26 protein-coding genes are annotated in these 26,561 nt (G+C 62.6%); 14 read left to right on the top strand and 12 right to left on the bottom strand.

Annotated features, from left to right (window positions below; translation table 11 throughout):
- The first annotated feature begins 34 nt into the window (after positions 1–34).
- From AC6H4Z_RS10390 to AC6H4Z_RS10380, 3 genes are all read left to right on the top strand, one after another.
- Positions 35–1,516, top strand: a complete 1,482-nt coding sequence (locus tag AC6H4Z_RS10390; protein WP_497547029.1) for an arylsulfatase — start codon at positions 35–37, stop codon at positions 1,514–1,516.
- 59 nt (positions 1,517–1,575) lie between these two features.
- Positions 1,576–2,217: a hypothetical protein gene (locus AC6H4Z_RS10385; protein WP_497546677.1), complete on the top strand. Its 642-nt coding sequence runs from the start codon at positions 1,576–1,578 to the stop codon at positions 2,215–2,217.
- 76 nt (positions 2,218–2,293) lie between these two features.
- Positions 2,294–2,731, top strand: a complete 438-nt coding sequence (locus tag AC6H4Z_RS10380; protein WP_497546676.1) for an META domain-containing protein — start codon at positions 2,294–2,296, stop codon at positions 2,729–2,731.
- A 20-nt stretch (positions 2,732–2,751) separates the two neighbouring features.
- Here the strand turns inward: AC6H4Z_RS10380 and AC6H4Z_RS10375 are convergent, their stop codons facing one another.
- Complete coding sequence (locus tag AC6H4Z_RS10375; protein ID WP_497546675.1) at positions 2,752–3,456, bottom strand: alpha/beta fold hydrolase; 705 nt, start codon at positions 3,454–3,456, stop codon at positions 2,752–2,754.
- Positions 3,457–3,609: 153 nt separating this feature from the next.
- Here AC6H4Z_RS10375 and AC6H4Z_RS10370 point away from each other — a divergent pair, with 153 nt between their 5' ends.
- A complete protein-coding gene (locus AC6H4Z_RS10370) occupies positions 3,610–4,347 on the top strand; it encodes an NAD(P)H-binding protein (protein WP_497546674.1) in 738 nt (245 codons plus the stop codon).
- A gap of 32 nt (positions 4,348–4,379) precedes the next feature.
- On the opposite strand, the gene AC6H4Z_RS10365 is transcribed toward AC6H4Z_RS10370, so the two are convergent.
- Positions 4,380–4,703 (bottom strand): hypothetical protein, encoded by a 324-nt coding sequence (locus AC6H4Z_RS10365; protein WP_497546673.1) that lies wholly within the window; start codon positions 4,701–4,703, stop codon positions 4,380–4,382.
- A 118-nt stretch (positions 4,704–4,821) separates the two neighbouring features.
- A complete protein-coding gene (locus tag AC6H4Z_RS10360; protein WP_497546672.1) occupies positions 4,822–6,282 on the bottom strand; it encodes an alkaline phosphatase family protein in 1,461 nt (486 codons plus the stop codon).
- Between the two features lie 183 nt (positions 6,283–6,465).
- Here AC6H4Z_RS10360 and AC6H4Z_RS10355 point away from each other — a divergent pair, with 183 nt between their 5' ends.
- Entirely contained in the window at positions 6,466–7,689 is a 1,224-nt protein-coding gene (locus tag AC6H4Z_RS10355; protein ID WP_497546671.1) for a cupin domain-containing protein, read from the top strand.
- Positions 7,690–7,736: 47 nt separating this feature from the next.
- Entirely contained in the window at positions 7,737–8,519 is a 783-nt protein-coding gene (locus AC6H4Z_RS10350; protein WP_497546670.1) for an alpha/beta hydrolase, read from the top strand.
- Positions 8,520–8,531: 12 nt separating this feature from the next.
- Here the strand turns inward: AC6H4Z_RS10350 and AC6H4Z_RS10345 are convergent, their stop codons facing one another.
- The 3 genes from AC6H4Z_RS10345 to AC6H4Z_RS10335 all read right to left on the bottom strand — a co-directional run bounded on the left by AC6H4Z_RS10345 (position 8,532) and on the right by AC6H4Z_RS10335 (position 11,388).
- Positions 8,532–9,182 (bottom strand): YoaK family protein, encoded by a 651-nt coding sequence (locus AC6H4Z_RS10345; protein ID WP_497546669.1) that lies wholly within the window; start codon positions 9,180–9,182, stop codon positions 8,532–8,534.
- A gap of 82 nt (positions 9,183–9,264) precedes the next feature.
- On the bottom strand, positions 9,265–10,269 hold the full coding sequence (locus AC6H4Z_RS10340) for a PI-PLC domain-containing protein (protein WP_497546668.1): 1,005 nt from the start codon (positions 10,267–10,269) through the stop codon (positions 9,265–9,267).
- A gap of 123 nt (positions 10,270–10,392) precedes the next feature.
- Positions 10,393–11,388, bottom strand: coding sequence for a DUF6242 domain-containing protein (locus AC6H4Z_RS10335; protein ID WP_497546667.1), 996 nt, complete (start codon positions 11,386–11,388; stop codon positions 10,393–10,395).
- A 48-nt stretch (positions 11,389–11,436) separates the two neighbouring features.
- Between AC6H4Z_RS10335 and AC6H4Z_RS10330 the strand changes: the two genes are divergently transcribed.
- Entirely contained in the window at positions 11,437–11,979 is a 543-nt protein-coding gene (locus AC6H4Z_RS10330) for a GNAT family N-acetyltransferase (RefSeq protein ID WP_497546666.1), read from the top strand.
- Between the two features lie 17 nt (positions 11,980–11,996).
- Positions 11,997–14,171 carry a multicopper oxidase family protein gene (locus tag AC6H4Z_RS10325; protein ID WP_497546665.1) on the top strand — a complete coding sequence of 725 codons (2,175 nt, stop codon included), beginning with the start codon at positions 11,997–11,999 and terminating at the stop codon, positions 14,169–14,171.
- Between the two features lie 10 nt (positions 14,172–14,181).
- Here AC6H4Z_RS10325 and AC6H4Z_RS10320 read toward each other — a convergent pair whose 3' ends face one another.
- Positions 14,182–15,630, bottom strand: coding sequence for an amidohydrolase family protein (locus AC6H4Z_RS10320; RefSeq protein ID WP_497546664.1), 1,449 nt, complete (start codon positions 15,628–15,630; stop codon positions 14,182–14,184).
- Between the two features lie 81 nt (positions 15,631–15,711).
- On the opposite strand from AC6H4Z_RS10320, the gene AC6H4Z_RS10315 reads away from it, so the two are divergent.
- A complete protein-coding gene (locus AC6H4Z_RS10315) occupies positions 15,712–16,896 on the top strand; it encodes a serine hydrolase domain-containing protein (protein ID WP_497546663.1) in 1,185 nt (394 codons plus the stop codon).
- Positions 16,897–16,921: 25 nt separating this feature from the next.
- Here AC6H4Z_RS10315 and AC6H4Z_RS10310 read toward each other — a convergent pair whose 3' ends face one another.
- Positions 16,922–17,989: a DUF4331 family protein gene (locus AC6H4Z_RS10310; RefSeq protein ID WP_497546662.1), complete on the bottom strand. Its 1,068-nt coding sequence runs from the start codon at positions 17,987–17,989 to the stop codon at positions 16,922–16,924.
- Between the two features lie 24 nt (positions 17,990–18,013).
- The gene (locus AC6H4Z_RS10305) at positions 18,014–18,598 is read right to left on the bottom strand and encodes a hypothetical protein (RefSeq protein ID WP_497546661.1); all 585 of its coding nucleotides are present in this window, start codon (positions 18,596–18,598) and stop codon (positions 18,014–18,016) included.
- Between the two features lie 330 nt (positions 18,599–18,928).
- Here AC6H4Z_RS10305 and AC6H4Z_RS10300 point away from each other — a divergent pair, with 330 nt between their 5' ends.
- The 3 genes from AC6H4Z_RS10300 (at position 18,929) to AC6H4Z_RS10290 (ending at position 22,300) form a co-directional block, all read left to right on the top strand.
- Positions 18,929–19,396 (top strand): hypothetical protein, encoded by a 468-nt coding sequence (locus AC6H4Z_RS10300; protein ID WP_497546660.1) that lies wholly within the window; start codon positions 18,929–18,931, stop codon positions 19,394–19,396.
- Between the two features lie 348 nt (positions 19,397–19,744).
- Positions 19,745–20,365: a DUF305 domain-containing protein gene (locus tag AC6H4Z_RS10295; protein WP_497546659.1), complete on the top strand. Its 621-nt coding sequence runs from the start codon at positions 19,745–19,747 to the stop codon at positions 20,363–20,365.
- 48 nt (positions 20,366–20,413) lie between these two features.
- Positions 20,414–22,300, top strand: coding sequence for an LVIVD repeat-containing protein (locus tag AC6H4Z_RS10290; protein WP_497546658.1), 1,887 nt, complete (start codon positions 20,414–20,416; stop codon positions 22,298–22,300).
- A 114-nt stretch (positions 22,301–22,414) separates the two neighbouring features.
- Here the strand turns inward: AC6H4Z_RS10290 and AC6H4Z_RS10285 are convergent, their stop codons facing one another.
- From AC6H4Z_RS10285 to AC6H4Z_RS10275, 3 genes are all read right to left on the bottom strand, one after another.
- Complete coding sequence (locus AC6H4Z_RS10285) at positions 22,415–23,125, bottom strand: hypothetical protein (RefSeq protein WP_497546657.1); 711 nt, start codon at positions 23,123–23,125, stop codon at positions 22,415–22,417.
- A gap of 131 nt (positions 23,126–23,256) precedes the next feature.
- Positions 23,257–24,522, bottom strand: a complete 1,266-nt coding sequence (locus tag AC6H4Z_RS10280; protein WP_497546656.1) for an MFS transporter — start codon at positions 24,520–24,522, stop codon at positions 23,257–23,259.
- Positions 24,507–24,968 (bottom strand): DUF2147 domain-containing protein, encoded by a 462-nt coding sequence (locus AC6H4Z_RS10275; protein WP_497546655.1) that lies wholly within the window; start codon positions 24,966–24,968, stop codon positions 24,507–24,509. The genes AC6H4Z_RS10280 and AC6H4Z_RS10275 overlap by 16 nt, the downstream gene beginning before the upstream one ends.
- A gap of 97 nt (positions 24,969–25,065) precedes the next feature.
- On the opposite strand from AC6H4Z_RS10275, the gene AC6H4Z_RS10270 reads away from it, so the two are divergent.
- Both AC6H4Z_RS10270 and AC6H4Z_RS10265 read left to right on the top strand, forming a co-directional pair.
- Positions 25,066–25,317, top strand: a complete 252-nt coding sequence (locus AC6H4Z_RS10270) for an acyl carrier protein (protein ID WP_497546654.1) — start codon at positions 25,066–25,068, stop codon at positions 25,315–25,317.
- 10 nt (positions 25,318–25,327) lie between these two features.
- Complete coding sequence (locus AC6H4Z_RS10265; RefSeq protein ID WP_497547028.1) at positions 25,328–26,557, top strand: beta-ketoacyl-[acyl-carrier-protein] synthase family protein; 1,230 nt, start codon at positions 25,328–25,330, stop codon at positions 26,555–26,557.
- The last annotated feature ends 4 nt before the right edge of the window (positions 26,558–26,561 follow it).

Below are 26,561 nucleotides of genomic sequence, written 5' to 3'. Positions count from 1 at the left end.
GGCCGCGCAGACCAAGCCCAACATTCTGTTCATCATGGCCGACGACATCGGCTGGTTCAACGTCAGTGCGTACAACCTCGGCATCATGGGGTATCGCACACCGAACATCGATCGGATAGCCAAAGAGGGCGCGCTCTTCACGGACTTCTACGGCCAGCAGAGCTGCACCGCCGGCCGCGCAGCCTTCATCACCGGGCAGACACCGATTCGAACGGGTTTGACCAAGGTTGGGCTTCCGGGCGCGACCATCGGCCTCAGCGCCGAGGATCCGACCATCGCTCAATTCCTGAAGCAGCTCGGTTACTCCACGGGGCAGTTCGGAAAGAATCATCTTGGCGACCGCAACGAATTTCTGCCGACCGTGCACGGCTTCGATGAGTTTTTCGGCAACCTCTATCATCTGAACGCCGAAGAGGAACCCGAGAATCCCGATTATCCGAAAGATCCCGCATTCAAGAAGAAGTTCGGTCCGCGCGGCGTGCTCCGGTGCAAAGCAATCGATAAGGACGACACTACGATCGACGCACAGTTCGGAAAGGTGGGTAAGCAGACCATCGAGAACACCGGCCCGCTCACCCGGAAGCGGATGGAGACGGTGGACGAAGAGTTCGTTGGCGCCGCGCTCGATTTCATGGAGCGGAAGACCAAGGAGGGCAAACCTTGGTTCTGCTATATGAACACGACTCGCATGCACATCTTCACACATCTCAAACCGTCGTCGGTCGGCAAGACAGGACTCGGTGTGTATCCGGATGGCATGGTGGAGTTGGACGGCTATGTCGGACAGCTGCTCGCCAAACTCGAGGAGCTGAAAGTCGTGGACAATACCATCGTCTGCTTTACGACTGACAACGGCGCCGAGAAGATGTCGTGGCCGGATGGCGGAACGTCACCGTTCCATGCTGAAAAGGACACGCAGGGCGAAGGCGGATGGCGTGTGCCATTCGTGATGCGTTGGCCCGGTGTCATCGAACCGGGTCGCGTCATCAATGATGTGTGCTCGCTCCAGGACATGATTCCGACGTTCGCCGCCGCGGCGGGCGAACCGGATCTCGTGGAGAAAACGAAGAAGGGCTATGCCGCCGACGGAAAGACCTTCAAGGTCCATCTCGACGGCTACAATTTGCTCCCGTTCCTGCGAGGCGACGTGGACAAGAGTCCGCGTCCGGGCTTTCTCTACTGGAGCGATGACGGCGATCTGCTCGCCGTTCGTGTTGGCAACTGGAAAGCGGTGTTCATGGAGCAGCGCGCCAAGGGACTCGATGTCTGGCGCGAGGACTTCTCCAACCTTCGCGCGCCGAAGCTCTACAATCTCCGGAGCGATCCGTTCGAGGAAGGCACCGACAGTTCTCTGTTCTACGACAAGTGGATGGCGGACCGCGCGTTCTTGCTCGTGCCTGCGCAGGCCGTCGTCGCTCAGTGGCTGGAGTCGTTGAAGGAATTCCCGATCCGTCAGAAGCCTTCGAGCTTCAGCGTCGGGGACGTGGTCGAACACTTCATGCCGAAAACCGGCTGAGTGAGCATTCGAACACGATGATCGTATCGGAGTGGCAGCCGCGCGCGTAGCTTCGCGGTATGCCGACAACTCCAGCGTCCGACCTTCACGAGCCGCGTTGGCCGCCTTTGGCTGGCGTCATCGTGGCAGTTGCCCTGCACTTCGCGCTTCCGCCATCGATGCGCACTGGGCCGCCGTGGGTCGGCGCCGGAGTGGTGCTCGCGCTTGCCGCGGTGGCCTACCGCGCAGCGGTGACCGACAACCGGCTGCTGAATCAGCGAGTCGGCTATCTGATCGTAACGCTACTCACGGGCGGCGTGATCACAGGCGTGACCAGGCTCATTCTCGCCGTGCTCGCCAAAAGCCAGCCGCCACTTGTCCTACTCCAGTCGGCGGTGATTCTCTGGCCGTCGAACGTCATCACGTTCGCCCTGTGGTATTGGCGACTCGACGCCGGCGGTCCGCTCGCGCGGGCACATCGACCGGGACGCCACGACGGAGCATTCCTCTTTCCGCAGATGATGGACACCCAGCGACAGGACGAACGCTGGCGCCCGCACTTCATCGATTATCTGTTCGTCTCGTTCAACACCAGCACCGCGTTCTCGCCGACCGACGTGCCGATCCTGTCGCGCTGGGCCAAGGTGCTGACGATGATCCAGGCCGTGATCTCGCTGGCCACGGTAGTCGTTCTCGTCGCGCGAGCGATCAACGCGCTGTAGATCGCGCACGAGCTCGTCGTTGTTACGTGGCGCGGAACTTCCGCTGACGCGTTCCCCACGCTTCATGGACGCGCCCATGCGCATCACAGCAATCGCACTCTTGCTCGGCACGATTGGCCTCGCGGCCTGCAACGACAGCGGCGACGTGACTGTCGTTCCGAATGTCCTGGTTGGTACCTTCGTTCTACAGTCGGTGAACGGCGCAGCATCGCCCGCCGTCGTCATTGATTCCGCGAACCCAGCGCTGAGAATCGACGCGCTCTCGGGCGCGATCATCATCAACGCGGACCACACGTTTGGCGACCTCACTACGATTCGGCAAACGCTGAACGGAGTCGCCTCGACGCGAACTGTAAGGTGCACAGGTCCCTACACCGTCGTAGGGACCGTCTTCCAATTCGTCGAGACGACGCCATCAACGGACTGCGGTCGCACATTCACTGGCGTCGTACTCGGTACCACACTCACGGCGTCGGTTCTAGGCGGCGTGCCAGCGGTGTTCGCCTTGCCGTGACGTGATCGGCGCAGACTCGCTTATGCTGCGACTGCGGTCGTACTCTGAATCGCAGCCGCGGCGGCCAGGATCACTTCGATCACTCGTTGCGGCTGGGACAACATCGGAACGTGACTGCTATCCAACTCGGTGACGGTCGCGCGCATCCGCTTTGCGACGAAGCGTTCCAGTTCAGGATTCACCGTTCGATCGTTCTTTCCGACGATGTACCAACTCGGTTTCGACTTCCATGCGGTGCCCTTCACCTTCTGGTTGAAGAGATCCGCTGCAGGCACGCCCTGAACCGCCCAAACGAGCTTCTGGTCTGACTCCGAGAGATCTCCCGCGAAATACTTCGTCCCCTCGGCGCGCAGCCAGATCCGTCCGTCCACCGCTTCGATTTGGCTGAAGACATCCGTCTTTGGAAACTTGTCCTGCAAGCTCTGCGATGTCTCGTCCTCGTCCGGTGCAAGCGCGGCGATGTATACCAGGCCGGCGACGCGATCGTCGATTCCCGCGGCGGTAATGACGGTTCCACCATACGAGTGCCCGACAAGAATTGCGGGACTGCTCACCTGCCCCAGCGCGCGGTGAACCGCCGCGACATCGCCCTGCAATGTGTCGAGGCTGTTCTGAGCAGCAACGACCTCGTACCCTGCGGCCTGCAGGGCCGGAATGACTTTGTTGAAGCACGAACCATCTGCCCAAAGGCCGTGCGCGAACACGATGCTTGGCTTGGTCTTCATTGCCACGATACACCTCTTCGATGAATGCCGATACCTCCGCGCCTCGCCCTAATGAATGTGCGTTGTGAGATTTGACCGCATTGGACTTTGGCCTGCGCTATTCTTGTGAACGAGTGGGTAGTCGCTGATGAGCACATCGACCAAGGGCACTCTATGTCGAACAAGCACGCGGCTGTTGTCCTCGGCGCCTCGGGATCGGTGGGTAACGCGCTGATCAAGGAACTGATTCTCAGTGGGTCCTTCAAACCCATCGTGACGCTGGTGCGTCGTTCGCAACCGGATCAGGTCGCAATGGCACGCAACGCGGGCGTCGAACTGCGCGAAACGCTCGTTCCCACAATGGATCCACCCGGTCTCGAAGCTGCGACCGCAGATGCGATTCGCTCGCTCGACAGCGACGTCGTCGGCTTGAGTGTGCTGGGCATCGGAGCGGGAACCGCGAAACTCACGATCGACGAGCATCGCGCAATCGACGTGAAGTTGAATGCTGCCTTTGCGCGAGCGTTGAAGGCTTCCGGGCGAGTGAAGCACTTCGCGTTTATGTCCGCCGCGGGCGCCGATCCCACAGCGGCAGCGACCGGATCGGGCGCTGCGGGGATGGCGCGCTATGCTCGCGTGAAGGGTGAGGCCGAAGAAGCGGTGAAAGCGGCTGGTCCGGCCGTTGTGAGCATCTTTCGCCCGGCGATGATCATCGGATCGCAACACACACCCTGGCTGCTCGGGAAAGTGCTTCCGTTGTTCTCGTTCGTGACGCCGGCGAACTACCGATCGATCACCGTCGAGCAGATCTCGAAGGCGATGATAGCGACGTCACTGAACACGCCGGCGAAATCGGACGTCTACCACTTCCCCGAAATGATCGCGCTGAATCGATCGTTGCGAGGGGTATAGACCTCGCTCGGCGCAATCGTCGATTCGACTATCTAGCCGCGAATGGACGCGGAATACTCCGCGTATCCAGCTTCGATAGCAGCGATGTTCTTGGTTCCGAATCGCCACACCCAGATCCCGAAGAGTATGCTCGGAATTCCGGCGATGGCCAACACCACCGTGACGGTGAGGAACGCGCCGATTCCGATGAGAAGCACGGCAAGCGTTTTGAGCTGCTTTGGCGGCGCAAGAAGCGTCTGCAGTTGCGCGTGCAGCACGTCCGGATCTCGCGCGTCCGCCATTCTGAACGTGCCAACGACGCTGCGCGCATCCACTCTGGTGAAGGGATTCGCTCCCCCCGCTGGCATCAGGCCCATGGTACTCCTCCGCGGTTAGTGTGAGTTCTCACTCACGCATTGCGCAGAGTCGGCGACCGAGCTGTCACTAAGAATTGTCTGCGGACGGGATCCCCGCGATCTCGGTCGCCGTTGGCCCTTAACGCAACCGTCGCCGAGTTCCCTTCTCCTGCGACGGCTCGGCCTGGGGCTGCGCCGCGAGATTTGGCTTGGGCAATGACGCCGCCTCGCGCCGCGCTAGCGCTAGCTGTCCGGTCGTATCTGGCAATGTTGGCGGCGCTGACTTCGCGTCGTCAAAGCGAAACACCGACGTGAAGTCTCCGAACGTCTCGCGCCGCCAGTCACTGATGTTTGGCTCCTTCACGCCGGTGATACGTTCGAGCAGCCGAAGCGACGATGTGTGGTCGAACAGTTGGCTCGACACCCATCCGCCCGCGGTCCAGGGCGACACGATGATCGTGGGAATGCGATAGCCGGCGCCGATCGGCAGGCCGCCGACGAATTCCTGCGGCGTGCCCTCGGGCGGCACCGGCGGAGCGACGTGATCGAACAGGCCGTCGTTCTCGTCGTACGTGAGAATGAACGCGGTCTTCGCCCACACCTCGGGGTTCGCGGCGATCGCGTCGATCTTGCTGGCCACAAACGCCGCACCGTCTGCGGGCATGTAGTTCGGATGTTCTGATTGCGCGGCCGTCGGCATGATCCACGACACCGTCGGCAGACGGTCATTCATCGCATCGCTTTCGAAGTCGCCTTCCGGCCCGCGCACGACGCCCTTGCGATACAGGGCCGATTTGGGCGGAGCCGTGCGAAACGCTTCGAAGTTTTCGAGCATGTTCGTGCCGTAGTTATCAGCTTGCTGATACACTTTCCAGCTCACACCGGCTTGCTCGAGTCGCTCGGGATACGTCGTCCAGTGAAAGTATCGATCGGGCGGAATCGTATTGCTCAACAGCGGACCACCGGCGAGGCTGTCTGGATCGATCGTACCCGTCATCCAGTACATGCGATTCGGCCACGTCGGTCCGAACACCGAGCAGTGCGACGCGTCGCAAATCGTGAACGCTTCGGCGAGCGCGAACTGAAAAGGAATGTCGGCGCGGGTGTAGTAGCCCATCACGTACGGGCCGTTCGGTCCATCCGCCTTACGGTGCGCCGGGAGCCATTGGTCCATCCGTCCGTTGTTCCACGCCTCGTGCTGCACCGACCACGCGTGGCTCGTCGATGGAATCTTCTGCGCGTTCGTCGTGCGTGTGTTGAGGTGGAACGGCAACATGTAGCCGTCCGGATGCTCTGCATCCGGCTGATGAAAGACCGAGCGACCATTCGCGAGTTTCAGCGCGTTGGGATCGTTGAATCCACGCACGCCGGCCATCGTGCCGAAGTAGTGATCGAACGATCGATTCTCCTGCATCAGCAGAACGATATGCTTGATATCGCTCAGTTGGCCCCCGCGTACCGGCTGCGCGAGCGCACGCCGAACGTTCGCGGGCATTAGTGAGGCGGCAAGTGACGCTGCGGCCGCGCGCGCAGATGCGCTCAGCAAGCGGCGGCGTGTGATCGGCTGATTCAGCGGGTGCTCTGGAGTGTTGGTCGACATGGCTACACGGTGCGCGTACGCCGTACGCCAGACAACCCACGAGCACGCAACGATTGTGTGACACGACGCCCCGTCTGGCGCAACGGTAGAGAGAATCGCGCCGCTTGACCATGGTCCAATGGTACGGCGTGAGTGCGTGTCTATCGTCAACGCGAACGAACCCACTTCGCGCGAGGACGAGCGATGCCCAACACCCGCCGGACGATCAAGGCGAGAAATAATCAGAGTCGTCCAGCGCCGAGCTTCGGCAATCCTGACTTGCCTCCCGAGGGCAAGCTGAACACCACCGACAATCCCGAGAGTCTTCGCAGCGACGGCCCGCACAACGAGGCGATTGAAAGTCAGTTCCCCTCGCAGATGGACCCGCCAGCCACTGACATCAGCACACAGCCGTTCTTCTGGTCATCGTTCAACATCTCGCCCAAGCGAATTCAAGATGGAGGTTGGGCGCGCGAGCTGACGTCGAAAGACTTCGCTATCTCCGATGAGATCGCCGGCGTCAACATGCATCTCGCGCCCGGCGGCATCCGCGAGTTGCACTGGCACCAGACCGCCGAATGGGCCATCGTCACGCGCGGAAAGTGTCGCATCACGACGATCGATGTTCGGGGACGACCCAGCGTCGAGGACGTCGAGGAGGGCGACCTCTGGTATTTTCCGGCCGGCCTGCCGCACTCGCTGCAGGGCCTCGGCCCCGACGGCACCGAGTTCGTGCTCGCGTTCGACGATGGCGAACAGTCCGAGAGCAATACGCTACTCGTGACCGACTGGATCGCGCACACGCCACCCGACGTCCTGGCCAAGAACTTCGGCGCGCCTCGCGAACTCTTCGACAACATTCCGCTCAACAACCTCTGGATCTTTCAGGGCGAGGAGCCGGGAGATCTCGCCGCCGACAGGACCGCGGCGGGCGTTCAACCGGGAACGGAGTCCGTCGTGTTTCGGCTTTCGCGCTCCAAACCGCATAAGGAGACTCGTAGCGGCCGCATTCAGTTCGCCGACAGCAGCAATTTCACGATCTCTAAAACCGTGGCGTCGGCCCTGATTACCATTGAGCCCGGCGGCATGCGAGAGATGCACTGGCACCCGAACGCCGACGAGTGGCAGTACTATCTCCGCGGCCAGGCCCGGATGACGGTCTTCAACACCGGACCGAAAGCGACTACCACCGACTTCCGCGCCGGCGATGTCGGCGTTGTGCGCAAGAACCTCGGCCACTACGTCGAGAACACCGGCAACGAGGTGCTTCAGTTCGTGGGCGTGTTTCGCGCGCCCAGATACGAAGAGATCTCTCTGGCCCAATGGTTAGGCCACGTTCCGCCTGAACTGGTCATGCAGCACTTGAACCTCTCCCGCGAAGATTTCGAGACGCTGCCGAAAGAGAGTCACGGCATCGTTCCAGCGTGAGGTCGGCGCACGCGTCAAGCACACCCGAACCATTCCGGAGCCGCTCGATGATCGAGAACGCTTCGCTGCTTCGCGGTTGGAAGGTCGCCGCGTTGTTGCTTGCTATTGTTTCCGCCCCGGTGCTCGCTGCCGCGCCAGTGAAATGCGTCGTGCTCGTTCACGGCGCATGGGTCGACGGCTCGGGTTGGAAGCCCGTCTACGACATCCTCGTCAAGGACGGCTACGACGTGACCATCGTGCAGATCCCGGAAACGTCATTTCAGGACGATGTCGCCGCGACCAAGCGCGTGCTCGATCTTCAGACCGCACCTTGCATCCTTGTGGGGCACAGCTACGGCGGCTCAGTGATCACGGAGGCGGGCGTACATCCGCGCGTCGTCGGCTTGGTGTACGTCGCGGCGGCGGCGCCGTCGGTCGGCCACTATGAAGTCGAAGACGAAGAAAAGATGCCGAGCGTGCTTGGCAAGACGAAAGGCGCTGTGGTCGTGACGCCTGACGGATTCACTTTTCTGAAGCCCGCAGAATTCCTCACGCTCTTTGCGCCTGATCTCCCGCCGGATCGTGCGGCGTTCGCGTCGCGTTCGCAGGTGATGGCATCGGCGAAGGTATTTCGCACTCCGCTCACAGTCGCCGCATGGACGACGAAGCCGAGTTGGGCGATTGTCGCTGGCGACGACAAGATCATCAATCCAGACGTCGAGAAGATGTGGTACGTCCGCGCCCGGAGTCACATGACCGTCGTGCCAGGCGTGGGCCACGATGTCTATGAAGCGCGACCGAAGGAGGTCGCGGCCGTCATCAAGGACGCGGCACAGCACGCGGTGCCGTAACCATCACTGCGCTCACTTTCGATCGACCAACGCGAGGCCGAGCAGTGCGGCGGTAGGCGGCACGAGTGTCCACGTCATCAGGCGCGGCGTCACCAATCCGCCAATGAGAGCGCCGACGAGAAACGATGTCCACATCCCCGCCAGCTCCGCGGCGCGATGCACGTGCGTGTCCGACGGTCCAGTGGCGTCGGCCAACGGTGTTCGACGCCAGGCCAGCGCAACGTGGCTGCCAAGCCTGGCAAGCGTGCCGGTTACGAACGCGAGATTTACCGACTGCGCGCCGATGCGCGTCGCGGTGGTATTGAGTATCCCCATCGCAAAGGCAATGGTCGCTATCTGAGTTAGGACCGTAACGCCCGTGATGCGCACGAGAAGCGTCGTCAGCAGCAGCAGCGCGGCGACCAGTGCCAGCACGATCGGCCGTCGCTGACGCTGCGTCGTCGTAACGAGAACCGTTCCGACGCTCGAGCCGATCACGAATCCGACAATCGCAACGAGAGAAGGAAACGCATCCGCGAAGTGAGCTTGCCCTAGGCTGCTGCCCGTGATCGTCGTGTTGCCGCTCATGAACGACAGGAATGTCTTGTAGGTCATGAGGCCGTACGCATCGATGTACCCGGCGATCATCGCCAACGACGCGGCAAGGCGCGCCGTCGCGCTCATGCGAACGCTCGACGAACGATCGATTGGCAGTGTTGCATTTTTTCGCCTTCAGGACGTCGGCTCCTTGGGGCGATCAGCGCATCTATCGTTCCCGACGCGCCTTGTCGAACCGTTCGTAGTGGTCGGTCGCAATGAAGTCGACGCCCGCCTCGATCGCGGCTCGCCATCGCAGTTTTACCGCGGCATCGCTTCCAAAGTCGTAGGACTTTGTGAGCCCGTCGCCATCGCCGTTCAGGAATCCGTCGAGCGTGTAGAAGCGAATCCACAGATGCTGCGCGTGCGCCCGCTTTACCAAGGCGTCGAGCCGCGCCCTGTCGGCCATGTCCCAATCTCCAGCGTTCGTCTGCCCTCCTGCTTCCACTACGCCCCACGGGAAGTTCACCCAGCGCGCGTAGTTGGACGCCGCGGGCGCAATGATCTGCTCGGCGGGCATGCGACTCAGGTTCACCGCGCGCTCATCCGCGTTCGCGCCCGGCGCCGGCGCCGACGGAATCGCACCGAAGGCGCGCAAGCGCTGTCCAACGGGAACGGCATCGTGAAAGCGTGCGCGTTGCGCTTCGCTCGATCCGGACAGAACGAGCAACGGCCCAACAGTGAGCGGCTCGGCCACGTCGGGCGTCGCTGTCCTGGTCGCAGTCGTCAACCACGGCTCGTATTTCCCGAGCAACGTGTACACCGCGTCGAGCAATGGTGCGTCGTTCTGCTTGAAGTCGAGGTTGAGCACGATCAGCGGCCACGTATCGCGCTTGTTCTCGGCAAGCGCGCGTTCCATGATCGGCCGAATCTTGTCGAAGAAATACGCTTCGAGCGTCGGTGCGCGGCCGAGTTCCGACTTGTCGTGCGCGACGCGGATCTCGAAACGATCGCTCCCGGGATTCTTCACCCAATAGAGGTCCTGCTCAATCGCGACGGGCACACCGGTCGACAGCGCGCGATCGATGCGATCGGTCCAACGATCATTTTGCGGATATGCGTTGTGCGCATCGAGCAGCACGCGCTGGCCTGGGCCGAAGCCCTGCTGTGCGAGCGTCGCGCTCGAGAGGATGCACGTTGCGACGGTGACGACGAGATTGGCGCGAAAGCTCATGCTCGGAGTGTCATTGGCGGTGAGAGTCTCATCGCACAAGATGATGTGAGCACCGACGCCACGCACCGCGCGTACAGTAACGGGTCAATCACAATCACTCATACCGCGCCGCATCGAGACAGACTACTTCGGCGATCGACTGAGCGCCCAAACGTCGTTTCGATAAATGAATCGCTGCGCTCCGTTCTCGGTTACGGAATACTTTCCGCCGGCCATGAAGAGCTTATCGCCAAACACCCACACGGCTGGCGCGCCGCGCGCTGACCAGGGTGCAGCCGCCTCATGCCACGTGCTTCCGTCGGCCGTCGTCAACATTGCCGGCGCGAACGTCGAGTTTCGATTCGCTGCAATCAGCCAGAGTTGATCGTCGAACACCACGGGTGATCCGCCCCACGCAGAACCCGACCGGTCCGGACTCTTGGTCCAACTAACGCCGTCAGTGGACGACCATACTTCGCGCTTCGAGTTCGGATTGATTTCGCGTTGGCCGTCGATGACGCCGCCGCCGATGATCCACATCTTGCCCTGAAACACCGCCGTCATGTCGACGTCGCGCGGACTCCACGCGGCGTGTTCGGCGACGCGCGTCCAATGCACTCCATCGGCAGAGTTCCAAACGTCGTTGTAGTAGTCGTGTCCATCGAAGCCGCCGAGCAGCCACATCTTGTCTCGATAGACGAACGCCCCATAGAACACTCTCGGCGGCAGGTTCGACTCCGCGGCCAGCACTTCCCATTGCTTGAAGTCGCGGGTGCGCGCAATCCGCGACGTGAGATGGAGATCGAGATAGTTCCCATGCATGGTGCCGAGCGCATAGACCGCGTCGTGGAACGCGACATACTTCTGGTATCCGGAATTCAGCCCCGACGCCGGAAGACTCGATTGCGTCCACACCTTTCCGTCGGAGGACGACCAGTGTCCGCGCGGATGAAACGCCCACATTTCGCCGCGTACGACGAAGACGGGAAAGTTGTAGGCACCGTCAAACGCGGCCGCATCGGTGACACGAGACCAGATGTACGGTGCGGCGTTGCGGGCACTCGCCGGCGATTGCCCGGCTACTTCCCGGACAAAAGTGACTATCAGCGCGGCGACAATGACGACGCGGTTTACACTCATTAGACAGAAACTGTCATGAACGACGTCCTGTCGCTATCCTCATCGTCAATGACCGCAGAGCCCATCCTCGAAACCAAACGTCTGATCCTTCGACCACCTACGGTGAGCGATTTCGATCGCTGGGCCGAGATGATGGCCGACCCAGACACCGCGCGCTTCATCGGCGGCGTCGCCCCCAAGCCAGTCGCGTGGCGAATGGTCACGCAGGTTCGCGGTGCGTGGGCACTCACCGGCATTTCGATGTTCTCGGTGATCGAGAAGGCGCGCAACCTGTGGATCGGTCGTGTGGGTCCGTGGCAACCGTACGCGTGGCCTGGGCGCGAGGTCGGCTGGGCGCTTCACCCCGACGCAGCGGGCAAGGGATACGCACTCGAGGCCGCCGTCGCCGCCATGGACTTCGCGTTCGACTCACTCGGCTGGACCGCCGTCATCCACTGCATCAATCCGGAGAACGCGCGGTCGCAGGCGCTTGCACGGCGGCTTGGTTCAACGATTCAAGGCCAAGCGACGATGCCGCCGCCGCTCGATCATGAAACGGTCGATCTCTGGGGACAGAGTCGTGAGGACTGGGCTCGCAATCGGCCCGCATGAGGCGATCGAGGTATGGAGTGAATAGCAGCTGGCGCTCTTTCATCGCGCTCGCTTTTGTGCTCGCGTGTTCCAAGCGCGGGACGCTGCCGAACTCCATCGCCGCGAACGGTTGCAGCGACGCCAACGTCGTCGACGCACCGCAGATCACGGGACGTGCGCCGGCGTGCATTCGTCTGATCGCGCGAGACACTAGCACCGCGACCGGATTCGCCGAGCTTCATCGTGTGCCGTCGTCGCCGTTCACGGTGAGCGTGGACGAGAGTGGCCATCAGCTGTTCGCGCCCGTGATCACACTCAGCAACCTGCCCGAGCCGAACACACTCGGCCCGTACTCCACGTACGTCGCGTGGGCAGTGACGCCCGATCTAGCGCACGAAGTGAAGTTAGGCGCCGTAAAGAATGGCCGCACCGAGGTCGGTGTCGTCGCGCTCAATCAGTTCGTTCTCACCATCACGGCCGAGCGCTCACTCGATGTCACCCGACCCTCTGGTCCAGCGTTGCTCAACGGAACGTCGCCGAGTTGGGCGCTACAGCCGCATGACGCGCTACCCATCACGCCTGATACGGCGCACGGGGGAATGGTGATGAATGGCGACGTACATTCCGGCTCAGCGCGCTGGGTGATGCCGCCGATGCACCGACAAGTTCCGCAGATGGCACCCGGGCTCGAAGGCCTCATGCCGAGCGTCGCGCCATGGATGCCGACGACTGCCCCGACTGTCGCCGCCATGCGGCCGCGTGAGGTGATCACGCTCAAAGACGGCGATTCGATCTCGCTCGTCGCCGGGTTCGTGCGGCGAACGATCGCCGGCCACCCGGTGACGATGTACGGGTTCAACGGCCAGAGCCCCGGCCCGATGATTCGCGTCGATCAGCGTTCTCATATCGTCGTCAACTTCACGAACGCGCTCGACCAGCCGACGAGCATCCATTGGCACGGAGTACGGTTGGACAACCGCTACGACGGCACGCCGATGACGTTGCAATCCGCGGTGGCTCCGGGCGGCACGTTCCGCTACGTCATCAACTTCCCCGACGCCGGCATCTATTGGTACCATCCACACGTGCGCGAGGATAGCCAGCAGGACCTCGGCCTCTATGGCAATCTGTTCGTGCGATCGCCAGACGCTGGCTTCTTCGCGCCGGCGGACCGTGAGGAAGTGCTCATTCTCGACGACTTCCTGGTCGATGGCAAAGGCGCCCCCGTTCCCTACGGCGCCGACGCAGCAACGCACGCGTTGATGGGCCGGTTCGGCAACCTCTTTCTGGTGAACGGGTCGCCGGAATACGCGCTCAACGTCTCGCAGGGAGACGTCGTTCGCTTGTTTCTCACGAACGCATCGAGCACCCGCGTGTTCAACGTCTCGATTCCCGGCGCGCGCCTCAAGCTCGTCGGCGGCGACGATGGGCTCATCGCGCACGAAACATGGGTATCGAGCGTCGTGATTGCGCCGGCGGAGCGGTATATCGTCGACGTGCGGTTCGATTCGATCGGACGCGCGCCGCTGCTCAATCACGTGCAGGGCGTCGATCGCTATCGCGGCGCGTTTTTCGACGAGATCGACACGCTAGGCGTCGTCACCGTCAAGCCGAGGACTGCGCCTGCGGCGGCACCGGCGGCCGCGGCGTTCGAGCGTCTGCGCGAGAATACGACTGTGGCGCGCGACATCGAGCGGTATCGATCGCGCATCGCCGCGCCGCCCGATTACACGCTGCAACTGACGCTCGATACCGCGCAGACGCTTCCGTTCGAGCTGTGGCAGGTGCTGCGCAACGAGGTCTGGCCCGGAAGTCCCGTCGAGTGGACGGGTACGATGCCGATGATGGATTGGCTCGCGACATCACGCCAACTGCGTTGGGTGCTACGTGACTCCGCGACGCGTCGCGAGAACATGAAGGTCGGGTGGCGCTTTCACACGGGCGACCTCGTTCGCATTCGGCTGGTGAACGACGCGCGCATTCTACATCCGATGCAGCATCCGATTCACATTCACGGCCAGCGCTTCCTCGTCGTCGCCGTGGACGGCGACCCTATGCACAATCTCTTATGGAAGGATACCGCGCTGGTCCCGGCCGGGTCGACAGTCGATCTGCTGGTCGAGATGTCGAACCCCGGCACGTGGATGCTGCACTGTCATATCGCCGAGCACATGGAGAGCGGTATGCACATGATGTTCGACGTCGTGCCCTGACTACGCCAGGCTACCAGAGCCCGGCCTTACCCATGACCGACGCGATCAGCTTCGCCGGATCGTAGCCAACGCCCTGCTTGAACACGGTCTCGACGTTGTTGATGTCCGAGGCGCGGACAGATGGATCGCCGGCGATGACGACGAGGTCTGCCTGCTTTCCAGTGGCAATCGAGCCGACGAGCTTATCGCGATCCATGTAGACCGCGCCGTTCAGCGTCATGACTTTGAGTGCCTCGAGCGGCGTGAAACCGCCTTCGACCATGAGCTCGAACTGGCGATGGTTCGAGAAGCCGGCAATGACGCCGCCGCCAGCCGTAGGATCGGTACCCGCGACGAGCAGGCCGCCGGCGCGATAGAACATCAAGTCGCCCTGGATCACCTTTCCGAGCAGCGTGCCCTCGAGATTTCCGTTCGGGCCGGCCGCCTTCACACCCGGGCGTCCGTTGCCGCTGTTCATTCGCTGATAATTGTTCTCGAAATCCGCCTTGAGCGACGGCACGAGCACCTCGAGTCCCTTCGGCATCGGCCGTCCGGGCGTCAGCGTCTCAGGCGCGGGAAGCGTCGACGTGTACGAGACGTGCTTCGCCACCAGTTCTTTGATCAACGCCTGGACCGGCGCACTCGTCATGTCCATGTCGGCGACGCTGGCCCCACGCGGGCACTGATCGGGCACTCGGTTCGCCGCGAAATCGCTGATGGCGTAGAAGCTGTGCTCGATGTTGTCGATGCCCATCTCCGCGGCTTCGTGATGCGTCACGGAGCAGATGTGTCCCGTCAGCTTGAGCCCGCGCTTGTGCGCCGCCTTGATCGCCGCCGCCAACTCCGCGCGAGAGATGGTCGTATAGGCTTTGAACGACTTCGCCCCCGCATCCGCCCAATAGTTCACGAACTTCTCGGCGTCCTCCGGTCCTTGGAGCACGTGCGCCAACGCCTGCGGACCATTGCCGTCGAGGTACGGTGCGGTCGCGTCGATCCACGGGCCGGGCTTCTTTCCGGCTTCGATGTCGCTGCCAAGCCGGATTTCCGCGAAGCCGTTATTCGTGCCGGCGGTTCGCATCGTCGTCACGCCGCCGGCGAGGTAGAGTCGCGAGAACGATTCACCGGTGTACGCGCGCACCGGACCGACCGGATATAGCAAATGCTCATGTAGCCCGACGATGCCGGGAATGAGTGTCTTTCCAGTCAGATCGATAGTGAGAGCGCCGGCCGGAATCTGCACGGAGCCGTCGTTGCCGAGGGCAGCGATCTTGCCGTCGCGAATGATGAGCGTCTGACCGGCTCGTGCTGGTGCGCCTGTTCCGTCGATGACACGTGCGTGCGTCAGCGCAACGATCGCCGTATCGACCTTCACATACGGGCGAACGTTGGGACCGATCGTCGGACGTTGTGCGCCGACGCTGCCGGCGATGGCCAGCGCTCCGGCGAGAGGGCCAAGCGCGAATGTTCGAAGGCTACTCATGGCGACTGCTCCCGGACGACGAGGTGGTTGGAGCTCACAGCAGCTCTAGCGACGGGCGGTACGCGGCTCAATATATCCGCCATGAATCTACGACGCCTGATGGCACTCGCACTTCTCGTCCCATCTGCGGCGTCTCGCGGATCCTGCCAGCGTCCTTCTGCAGGCCTCGACGCATCGGCACTCCAACAGCTCCTTCGTGCCGCCGAAGCCGCGCACTCCGACGCTATCGTCGTCTGGAAGGACGGCCGCAAGGCCGGGGCTTGGTACTTCGGGAAAAAGCCAAAGCGCATCGAGGCGATGTCCGCCACGAAGTCCATCGTCAACCTCGCGATCGGCCGGCTCGTAACGACCGGCGCAATCCGGTCGATCGACGACCCGGTGTCGAAGTACTACCCCGAATGGAAGCAGGGAAAAAAGCAGGCGATCACGATCAGACAGTTACTCGACCATACCTCTGGAATGCAGAGCGATGGCGCCAACGAGGTAGAGGCGAGCCCTGACGTCGTGAAGCTCGCGCTCGCGGCCGAACTGACCGACGAACCGGGAACGCACTTCTATTACAACAACAAGGCGGTAAACCTCCTCGCGGGCATTATACAGAAAGCATCGGGCAAGAAGATGGATGCGCTCCTCCGCAGCGACGTCTTCGGCCCGCTCGGCATCACGGACTTTGTGTGGGTGCGAGACAGCGCCGGAAATCCCTACTCGTATGCGCGGCTCGAGATTCTCCCCGAGGATATGGCGAAGTTGGGACAGCTCGCGCTGAACCGAGGACGCTGGAACGGAAAGCAACTGATCGCGCCCGAGTGGTTCGACGCAATCATGCGTGGTTCGCCACGCGAACCTCGCGTCGGACTGCTCTGGTGGCTCATTCCGGAACACACCTCGTTCATCGTCGATGACGAGCGCATTCGCTCACTCGCCGCGGCGGGAGCCGATACGGCATTCATCCGCAGGGCCCCGACCGCGCGAGGACGGTACGAATCGGTCGAAGCGTATGAGGCTGCGCTGCGCACGGCGTTCGGCGAGAAGTACTGGGAGCCGATCGGCGAAGCCCGTACTCGCACGCAGATAACTCTGGAGCGTCGCGAGTACGGTCGTATGATCGGCTATGAAGCAAACGGTTCGTTCGGGCAGTACATCGTGATCTACCCCGATCAACACCTCGTCGCGGTGAGAATGGTCGAGGCGACAGACCATTTCATTGTTCCAGGCGACAGCTTCGAGAACTTCCGCGAACTCGTACGGGCGCTGGCGCCTCACTGAGCTTCGGCCAGCGCCGCGTACTCAGTCACATCGCGTGCGGAGGTCCTACATAAGGAAACTCCGTGAGCAGATCGCGATGGGTCCCCACGCCGTCCTCCTTTACTTTCCCGCCCGTGAGAAGCGGTAAGAAGTAGTCGACGACGTCATCAGTGAGCGCACGTCCGTTGCTAGGATACGCCACCGCACGCGCCGGCTCGTATGTCAGAACGTCTGGAAGGAGCGTCTCGGCCACGCGTCGTGCTTCGTCGGGCTTGTAGCCACCGGCGTGCTCCAACGAATGGGCGAACGCCGGAACGAACCGCGCGTCGTCGGCCGGTTCCGCTGCGAGGTAAGCATCTCTCTGGTCGCCCGGGAGAAAGACCGCGATCTGCGGTCGTCCGCCGCGGTCGGCCTGCACCAAACTCCCGCTCGTCCGGTCGAGTGTGCGAACCCAGAGCCCGACTTTTTTCGATCCCAAGTCCGTGTTGGGAACTTCGAGCGCGATGCTGCAGACGTTCTTGTTCGCGAAGTAGTCCTTCCCAGTGAACTGCAAGTTGTTGAGCGCGCCTTCGACGTCGAAGAAGAACGGATCGCTCCGCCAACCAGCGAAGAATCGGCAGCCCTTCCCCTCCGTCACGAGTGCCTGTGAGCCCGTTGAGACTGGTGCATTCTCGACGATGAGCGTTCCCTCCTCACCGGTCCCCGCTGCGTCCGCGCCCTCGACGCGTCGCAGCGTCGCCGTCTGTTTTCCGTCTTTGCCCGGCGAGAAGCGCACACGATACGCGATATTCGCGACTGCGTCCGCGTCCGTGTCGATCTTGAGTTCGTACAGTGCGTCGGGCGCGAACGCGTCGCCCGTGGTCGGTCCGGCCGGTTTCACACCAACCGACGGGTGCACGTTCATGATCAGGATCGACACTCGATCGTCACCCGGCTTCGGGAACGCGTACAAATCGGTGAAGTCCAAGCGGGCATCGCCATGCGGAAAGCCAAAGTCGGGGCCAGAGTAGTGGTGCGACACGATCGATTCTCCTTGCTCGCGGGGTTCGCAGTTGGCGCCGGTGTCGGCATACTCCACGCCATTCCACCGGCGACCAGCGCGCGCTGTATTCACGCGGCGAGCTCTACACGCACGTCCTCACGGACCGATGGCGTTCAGTTCCGCGCGGTCTCGCGACACGACATGGTAGGCCAGACTTCTCGGCTGACCGGCATCCACCCTGAATGACGACGGGCCCGGTGTGATTGCGCGAACATGGTGCAGTTCCGAGAGCGCGTCGGTGTGCCAGGCATGCGGGTCTTTCAAGGTGAGCGTGAAATCGTAGACACCACGCTTCGGCAGGGCTGGATCGAACGGCGGACTTACCGGAAGTCTGATGATGAATCCGACACGATAGTGCTCGTCATCGCCCGGATCATCCCAGAATGTCGCGGCGTGCGGCGTTTTGCCGAACACATTCCGTCGCGTGATACGGTCGACGCCCAAATCGTCCCACATGCCGCAGTCGATGTTGAACGCATTGCACATGGGCACCGTCGTCGGCTTTCCGACGATGCGCTTCCAGGTAATCGACCCGACGTTGAGATCCCCTAAATCGCTTTGTGGCGTTCGGCGAAGGCCAAGCTCCAACAGTCGATCTCTGGGCGACGGACTGGTGAGGACGGTGCCGAGTTCCTGAACGGCGTGCGCGCCGAACAGTTCGTAGACGTTAGGCGCTCCCATGATCGCGTCTCCTGTGCGTGCGTGGACGGCAACGCCCGAGCGGATTGCCGCAGGTGGCCGTTTGGTATTGGACGGACCGGCGTTGGGTTTTTGCCGCGCATCGTGAGGATTGCCGACGTGTCCTGGTTACAAATTCTCTAGCGTGCTATTTACACGTCGCCTTAGGCGGAGTACGCTAAGGCACGTTGGCGCCCCTGTGTGGATTTTCTCATTTTCTCAGGGTTGCAACCAACCGGCGTGTCTGCAACGTGGCGACACGATTCCTCCCTCGATGTAGCATCCTGCCGTCGTCCCTATCGCGAACCTGGCGTGTTCGCTACGGAGGTGCCCATGGCCGCCCGCTCAAAACGTGGTACGAAGACCGCCGCCAAAAAGTCCAAACGGGCTGCCACTGCAAAGCCCACTCGGTCGCGCGCGAGCAAGGCGCCCGGCGATGCGGAGCTTGCGCAACTCACCCGCAGGCTCGGGGCGTTGACCCTGGCGTACCTCGCGGCGGATTCTGCAACGCCCGAGTTACAGGCAGCTCTCGCCAAACTGAAGAAGTCCGTGGAAGCATGGCGCGAAAAAACGGGGAGAAACGACATTCGCGTGCGTACGCGGAGGCAACGGCAGATCGGGGGCGGCAACGGCGGGGGTTCATGCATGGACTGCAAATCGATCATGTTCAGCTTCGGGCAGATCTGCTTCCTCGCAGGTTGCGAGCCCGCCGGTCCGCCCACACCGCCACTCTCCATTGGCACGATTTGCATCTACCACTGCATTACCATCATTCCAACAATACTACTTCGAGATTTATAAACCCGCTGTCGATGTGGCAGTGAGGCGGCGGCGTTCGGCGCCGCAGACACACCAGCCCGATGACCGTCGAGGCTGCCGGCCGTGCTCACGGCCGCGGCCCAGGCGACGAGTCGTCGGCACGCCGGGGCCGATCAGCCGAACCGGCCAGCCTCCCGCCCCGGGCCCCCGGACGCAGTCCCCCGCCCTGCACGCCCCTTCTGCCTCGCGGCACAAAGCTCGATCGCCGCGACGAGAATCGGGGCTCCTTCTCTAGTGCGCGGGGCCGACACGGCGTTATTGTACCTCCAGTTCCCCTGGAGCCGATCCAACACACTCTCTCGTCGAGCAGACCGACTGAAGGAGGTCATCGTGACGACCAAACGAGTTGCCAGTACGCTCGTGCTCTCTATCGCATTGATCGGCGGCCCATCGCTCGCGCACGCCCAGGGTGCCTCCATGGCAGGCATGGACCACATGGACATGGGCCACGAGATCGTGATTCCGAAGGGCGCACTGTATACCAAAGCCGACGTCGAGTTCATGCAGGGCATGATCGCGCACCATGCGCAGGCGATCGTCATGTCCCGGATGGCCGAGTCGCACGGCGCCAATCCCCAGGTGCTGAAGCTCTCGAACAAGATCGATCAGTCGCAGGTGCCAGAAATTCGCATCATGCAGGGGTGGCTCCTGCGCTACAAGCAGTACGCCCCCGATACGTCGTCGTGGCGCAAGATGACGATGGCGGGCATGCTGACGCCCGCACAGCTCAAGGAGCTCGACGCCGCCAAGGGAGTCGCCTTCGACCGCGCGTACCTCCAAATGATGATCCAGCACCACGCCGGAGCGCTGAAAATGGTGGACGACCTTTTCAACGTGAAACAGGCCGGACAGGAAGTGGACGTGAACGTGTTCGCAAATGATGTCGTCACGGCGCAAACCACCGAGATCGGCATCATGCAGAAGTTGCTCACGCAGCTCCCGGCGAAGTAAACCCGCCGCGATTTTCCCGCCCTACACCACACACCGGAGTCCCCCCCGATGCGCAGTCCAAGCAGGCTGATCGGTCTAATCGCTCTCCTCGTTGCACCGGCCATCCTGCCGGCGCAGACCTACCCCAGCGCCGCGGATCCGCGGAGCAACCTCAAGCCGGGCCGGCTCGACGCCGGAGTCGCGGCGAAAAACATGCGCCTGGTCTCGTTCTCGCCGAAACCGGCGCAGTTCGACACCGTGCGCGGCCTGACCTTCATCAACTCCGACGTGGCTTTCGGCAACGGCCACTATGCCTACCAGGGCAACTTTGCCGGATTCACGATTTGGGACGTGAGCAACCCAGCGAAGCCGGTGCTCCAGTCGGTCGTGGAGTGCATCACGTCGCAGGGCGACCCGACGATCCTTGGCAACCTGCTGTTCGTCTCCGCTGAAGGCGCGGGCAACCGCAATGACTGCGGCAAGGGCGGCGTGCAGGATCCGAAGGACCACATGGCCGGCATCCGCATCTTCGACGTATCCAACCCGAAGGCGCCGAAGCTGATCAAGAACGTGCAGACCTGCAAAGGCTCGCACACGCACACCGTCATCCCGAGCCCGACGAACCCCAAGGTCGTCTACCTCTATGTGTCGGGACAGCAGGCTGCCCGTCCCGAGACGGAGCTTGCCGGTTGCAAGAACGGCGACGATCCGGCGGACGTCAGCAACTCGCTCTTCCAGCTCGACATCATCCGGGTTCCGCTCGACCATCCCGAGCAGGCAGCGGTGATCCCGGGCGCGCGAATCTTCACGGGCCTCGATGCAGCACCAGAGTGCAAGACCCTCTGCGCACCGGCGAGCGATCGCCGTCCGCCGCGTGGTGCACGTCCTGGCGACCCGGCTGCCGGAAGCGCTCCAGTCGCTGTCCCGGTCCACACGGGCCCGCGCAACTGTCACGACGTGACGGCGTACCCGGCCATGCACCTGCTCGCAGCAGCGTGCTCGAGCCACTCCATCATGGTCGACATCTCGAACCCCGAGAAGCCGGTCCGTCTGTCCGCCCTGACCGACACGAACAATTTCCAGGGCCGCCACACCGCTGGCTTCAGCAACGATGGCAAGAAGATCATCATGACGGATGAGTGGGGCGGCGGCACGGGTCCGATGTGTCAGGCCGGCAGCATCATGGAACTCGGCGGCAACACCATCATTTCGCTCAGCGCCGACGCCAAGAAGCAGACGCAGCGCTCGTACTTCAAGCTCCCCGCCGCGCAGTCCGCGGAAGAGAACTGCGTGTCGCACAACGGTGGTCTTATCCCGGTTCCAGGCCGCGACCTCTACGTGCAGGGCTGGTACCAGGGCGGCGTGGACATCATGGACTTCACGGATGCCAGCCATCCGACCGAAATCGGCTACTTCGATCGTGGTTCGATCGATCCGCCGCCGCCGGCCGATTCCGCTCGTGGCGTTGAGCTGCCGGGCGCAGTCGCACCAGGACGTGGCGCAGCACCAGCGAGAAGCCGCGGTACGATCGGCGGTTCGTGGGGCGCGTACTACTGGAACGGCCACATTTACTCGTCGGAACTCGACCGCGGCTTCGACATCTTCGAGCTGACGCCGAGCGCCCAGCTCACCGCGAATGAAATCGCCGCGGCCAAGTTGGTCACGATGAAGGAGTACAATCCGCAGAGCCAGCCGAAGCTCGTCTGGCCGGCGGCGTTCCCGGTGGTGCGCTCGTACGTCGATCAGCTCGTGCGCAACAACGGTCTCGCGGCCGCTCGCACGACTGCCATCAGCAGCGCGCTCGACGCCGCCGAGAAGCAGACCGGCGCAGCGCGTGGCGCGGCGCTGACCAAGTTGGCGGCAGAAGTCGACAAGGATGCGACCGGCGCCAAGGACTCGGCACGCGTGAAGACGCTGGCCTCTGAGATCCGTCGCTTGGCAGCGGTCTCGAAGTAACTGCAAGCAGCACGCAGACAGCACTACGCTGGAAAACGAAAGGCGCCCGGATCCCGGGCGCCTTTCGTTCGTTTACGCTGACCGTACTTCGACTACTTCGGCGCTTCGTCGCCGCTAGCGGTTCCCTTCGCGAGTCCAGAGAACGAGCACTCCGCAGTTCGCAGCATCACGAAGCTCCGTGGGCACAATCGCCGGTCGCGCATACAGCTCGATCCCCACGAGCTGCTCGGCGAAGACCTTGTCGAGGTCCAGCGGACTCGCACCCGGGTACGGATAGAGTCGAAGGCCGTCGCGAACCACCGCAGCGTAGCAAGGCGCTGCCCCACTCGCCGGCGCCCGCAACGCAAGTTGGGACTCGCCGTGCGGTCCCGATGCCATAAACGCACCCGCATCCGTCTTGAGGAAATTGGCGAGCGGACGACCAGAGGCCGCGTCGAGCTGCGCGCGCGTGAAGAACTTGCCCTGCCCTTTGGTTCGGCGAGCGTCGAATCCGGCGAACGTCAAGTTCGTCGCTTTTCCCTTCGCCTTCGCCGTGTCCGCCGCCATGACGGGGAGAAGCTCGAGCTGGATGGGCTGCTTGATCGACGGGCCAGTCATGAAGTTGTCGAAATACGCCTGATAGCCGCGAGCCACCACTTCGATGATGTGCCCACCATCCTCGAGGTCGGGAATGCGCACAATGCCGGCGGCATCGGTGTTTCCAGCTTCGATTGTATGATCGATTGTCACGACCGCGCCGCGGATGGACACGGTATCACCCGCACGGTGCAGGCGGATCACCACTTCGTGGGAGTCCTGTGCTCCGGCAACGGAGGCTGACAGCATAGCGGCGCCGACAGACGCCAAGCAAAGAAGTCGCGCGATTCGCATGAAGATCGGTTCCAGTCGTGTGTTGGGATGAAGTCTGAACGATAACACGGGGAACGGCTGGCTCGCTGCTCCCCCGCGGGCCATGCTCACGCCGCACGGGCAGGCGAACCCATTGCCTCGCGCTTTCGATAGACCTGGACACCGAGAAGAAAAACGAGCCCGAACACCGCATTGGCGGTGGCATCCACGGCGAGCATGCCGCGGACCCCATAATGTGCGTGTCCGAGCCCGTCGAACCGAAGCATGTACACGATGGGGACGTTCACCGCGGCCATGAACAGTGTGAATTGTGTCCCACTCGACGCGCTGCCCGGGCCAAGCAGTTCGAAGGCGAGCGACATGAACGCCGCGTACGAGAAACCCGTGGCGAGAGCATACGCAGCCGCGCCGGCAATGAAATTGACCGGTTTTAGGGGCGCAATCATCGTCAGCGCCGCCGCCGCGGCGGCCGTCAGGCCGGCAATCGGATACACTCGCCAGCGGTCGAAGCGGTCGCAAACGACCCCACCCAGCAGCGCGCCGACCGGTGTCAACAACCCCGCTAGTGCGATCACCCAGATCACGAGCGTCGACGCGGCGTGGAAGTCGACCGCCACGGCGGTGAAAAGATTCATTAGCGCGCCGGCGCCGATGGGACTCAGAAAAAACGCGAGTCCCAGCCACACGTCTCGACGTTTGAGCATCGTCCGCATTTCGCGAAGCATCCGAGTGACGTGCTCGCGAAGAGGTTCCCTCGAGGTCACCGGTTCGTTGATCGTCAGCACCGCGAATGCGGGCGCGATGATCAGCAGGCCCGCAACGAGCCCCACTACCGCAGTCGAGACGCGATCACTCAACCACACTGCGAGCCCACCCGTGAGAATGCCGCCGCCAAGAATACCGGCTTGAGACCAGCCGCCGGTGCGGCCACGCACTTCGTTCGGCACGACCGCCGCGACCAGGCCACCAACGGCGCTCGACACAGGCTGACTGAACACGGACGCGATGACGAGCAGCACCATGAGAGATCGCTCATTAACCGACACGTCCCGTGTCAGCGCGAGCGCGACACAGACGCCACTCGCGATACTCAAGAACAGCGCCCACGTCCGGCGCCGGTACCTCACGTCCACGACAGGCGCCCAGAGGAAATACCAAACGCTCGGCAACGCCACGATGGCGCCAATCGATGCGATCCGGTCAACGGATAGGCCGTGCTGGCGCAGCAGATACGGAAGCGCCACGGCGATCAATCCATTGAACGCGCCATAGGGCATTGCCGCGAGTCCAAAGAGCCACGGCTTGGGAGAAAGCGTGGGACGCGATCCTTTGGGAGTTGCGGGTATAGTCGCCGGCTCTATCGGCGAATCCACGTCTGTGATCGGCCGAGGAGTGAGATGCCGATGTAGCCGCGAACGATCAGCTTCGCTCCTCCATCGCTCAGCTTCATTTTCGCTCGATAGGTTTTGCCGTTCTCCGGATCGAGGATCTCGCCGCCGCTCCACTCGTCGCCGTCGGCGCGCATGTAGCGCAGAATTTCCATTCCGATGATTCGCTGTCCCTTCCGCTCATCGGAGCATTTTCCGCAGACGCTGTCTTCGTGCGTTGCCGGTACGAGCAACTCGCGGACGATGCCGAAGAACCGTCCGTCGACTTCGCGAATCTCGACCGTTGCCGTCGGCCGGCCGTCGGAATCGCTGATGGTCTTCCACGATCCGACCGGCGTGGCTTGCGCCCGAACGCTTACCGCCGAGAAGAGCAGCAGCGCACCAACGAGCAGAGGAACGGATCCGCGTGAAAGCTTCGCGTAAGGTGGCACTAAGAGACCTTTGCATGACTCGGGCACGCGGCAGGCGCGCACGAGTATATGATACCATCGAGCCATCAAATATTTACCCGCTCGCGATTTAGAGATCATGGATACTCTACTCACCATCAAGGAACTTGCCGCCAAACAATTCGGCGGTGAGGTCGGCGACATCGACGAGAACGCTCCCGTCGACAAGCTCGGAATCGACTCACTGGGTTTTCTCGAGTTTCTGTTCGAACTCGAGGACGCGTTCGGCCTTTCGATTCCGCAAGAAGCAGTGGCGACCGTCCGCACGCTCGGAGAACTTGCAGTAGCGATCGACGGAGTGATTGCCAGCAAGGCTGTCGCTCAAGGCTGATTGGCAGACTGTGTCGCGCGTCGTCGTAACAGGTATGGGCGTTGTGAGCCCCGTGGGACAAGCCGTGGACGAGCTCTTCGACAATCTCGTCCACGAGCGGTCGGGCATTCGCCCGATATCGCCGAGCCTGTACACCGGACCGAGCGCACTTGTCGCCGGACAGGTCGACTTCAACGCAACAGCGTACTGGCCCGCGCATCAAGCATCGCAGTTTGATCGTGCAGCGCAGTTCGCGCTTATTGCGGTGCGACAGGCAGTCACCGATGCGCGACTCGAACTCGATGACGACGATGCGCAGCGAGCTGGCGTGTACTGGGGCACGGGCCTCGGCGGCGCAACCTCGATCGAGGAATCGTATCGCCAGCTCTACGGCGGCAATGGGCGAGTGCGGCCAACGAGTGTCGTGCTCGGAATGAGCAATGGCGCCGCCGGACAGATCTCCATCGCCAATGGCTTGCGCGGCCCGGTGCTGAACGTGTCGACCGCGTGTTCGTCGTCGGCGTCGGCGATCGGCGAAGCATATCGAATGATTAAGCACGGCTACGCCGACGTGATCATCGCCGGTGGCTCCGAAGCGCTGGTCACCAATGGGAACCTTCGCGCGTGGGACGCGATGCAGGCCCTCGCACACGCCGACGCGACCGACCCATCGCGGAGCTGCAAGCCATTCTCGGCGAATCGCGCGGGCATTGTGCTGGGCGAGGGCGCAGCGGCGCTCGTGCTCGAGCGCGCCGATCGCGCAGTTGCCCGCGGCGCGCACATATACGCCGAGGTCGTTGGCTATGGAAACACGGCTGACGCCAACCATATCTCCAAACCGCACGCCGACGGACAAGCGCGTGCCATGCGCTCCGCTCTCGCCGACGCAGGCCTCGCCGCGTCGGCCATCGGGTACTTGAATGCGCACGGCACTGCGACGGCCGTTGGCGATCCGACGGAGACGTGCGCGATCAAACAGGTCTTCGGCGATCGCGCGCCAGGGTTGGCCGTCTCATCCACGAAGGCCTTGCACGGTCATCTCATGGGAGCGACTGGCGCAGTCGAGATGCTAGCCGCCATCGTGGCGCTGGAGCAAAACACCGTGCCGCCGACTGCACACCTCGAGGTCCGTGACCCAGCGTGCGATCTCGACTACGTGTCTGACGGCGCGCGTCGTGTCGCCCTGTATGCCGTCATGTCCAACTCGTTCGGATTCGGGGGCATGAACGCGGTGCTCATCGCGCGGCGCTACGATCATTAGGACA

It is taken from the genome of Leucogemmata humicola (assembly GCF_055379415.1).
This window is presented reverse-complemented; position numbering and strand designations above follow the sequence as displayed.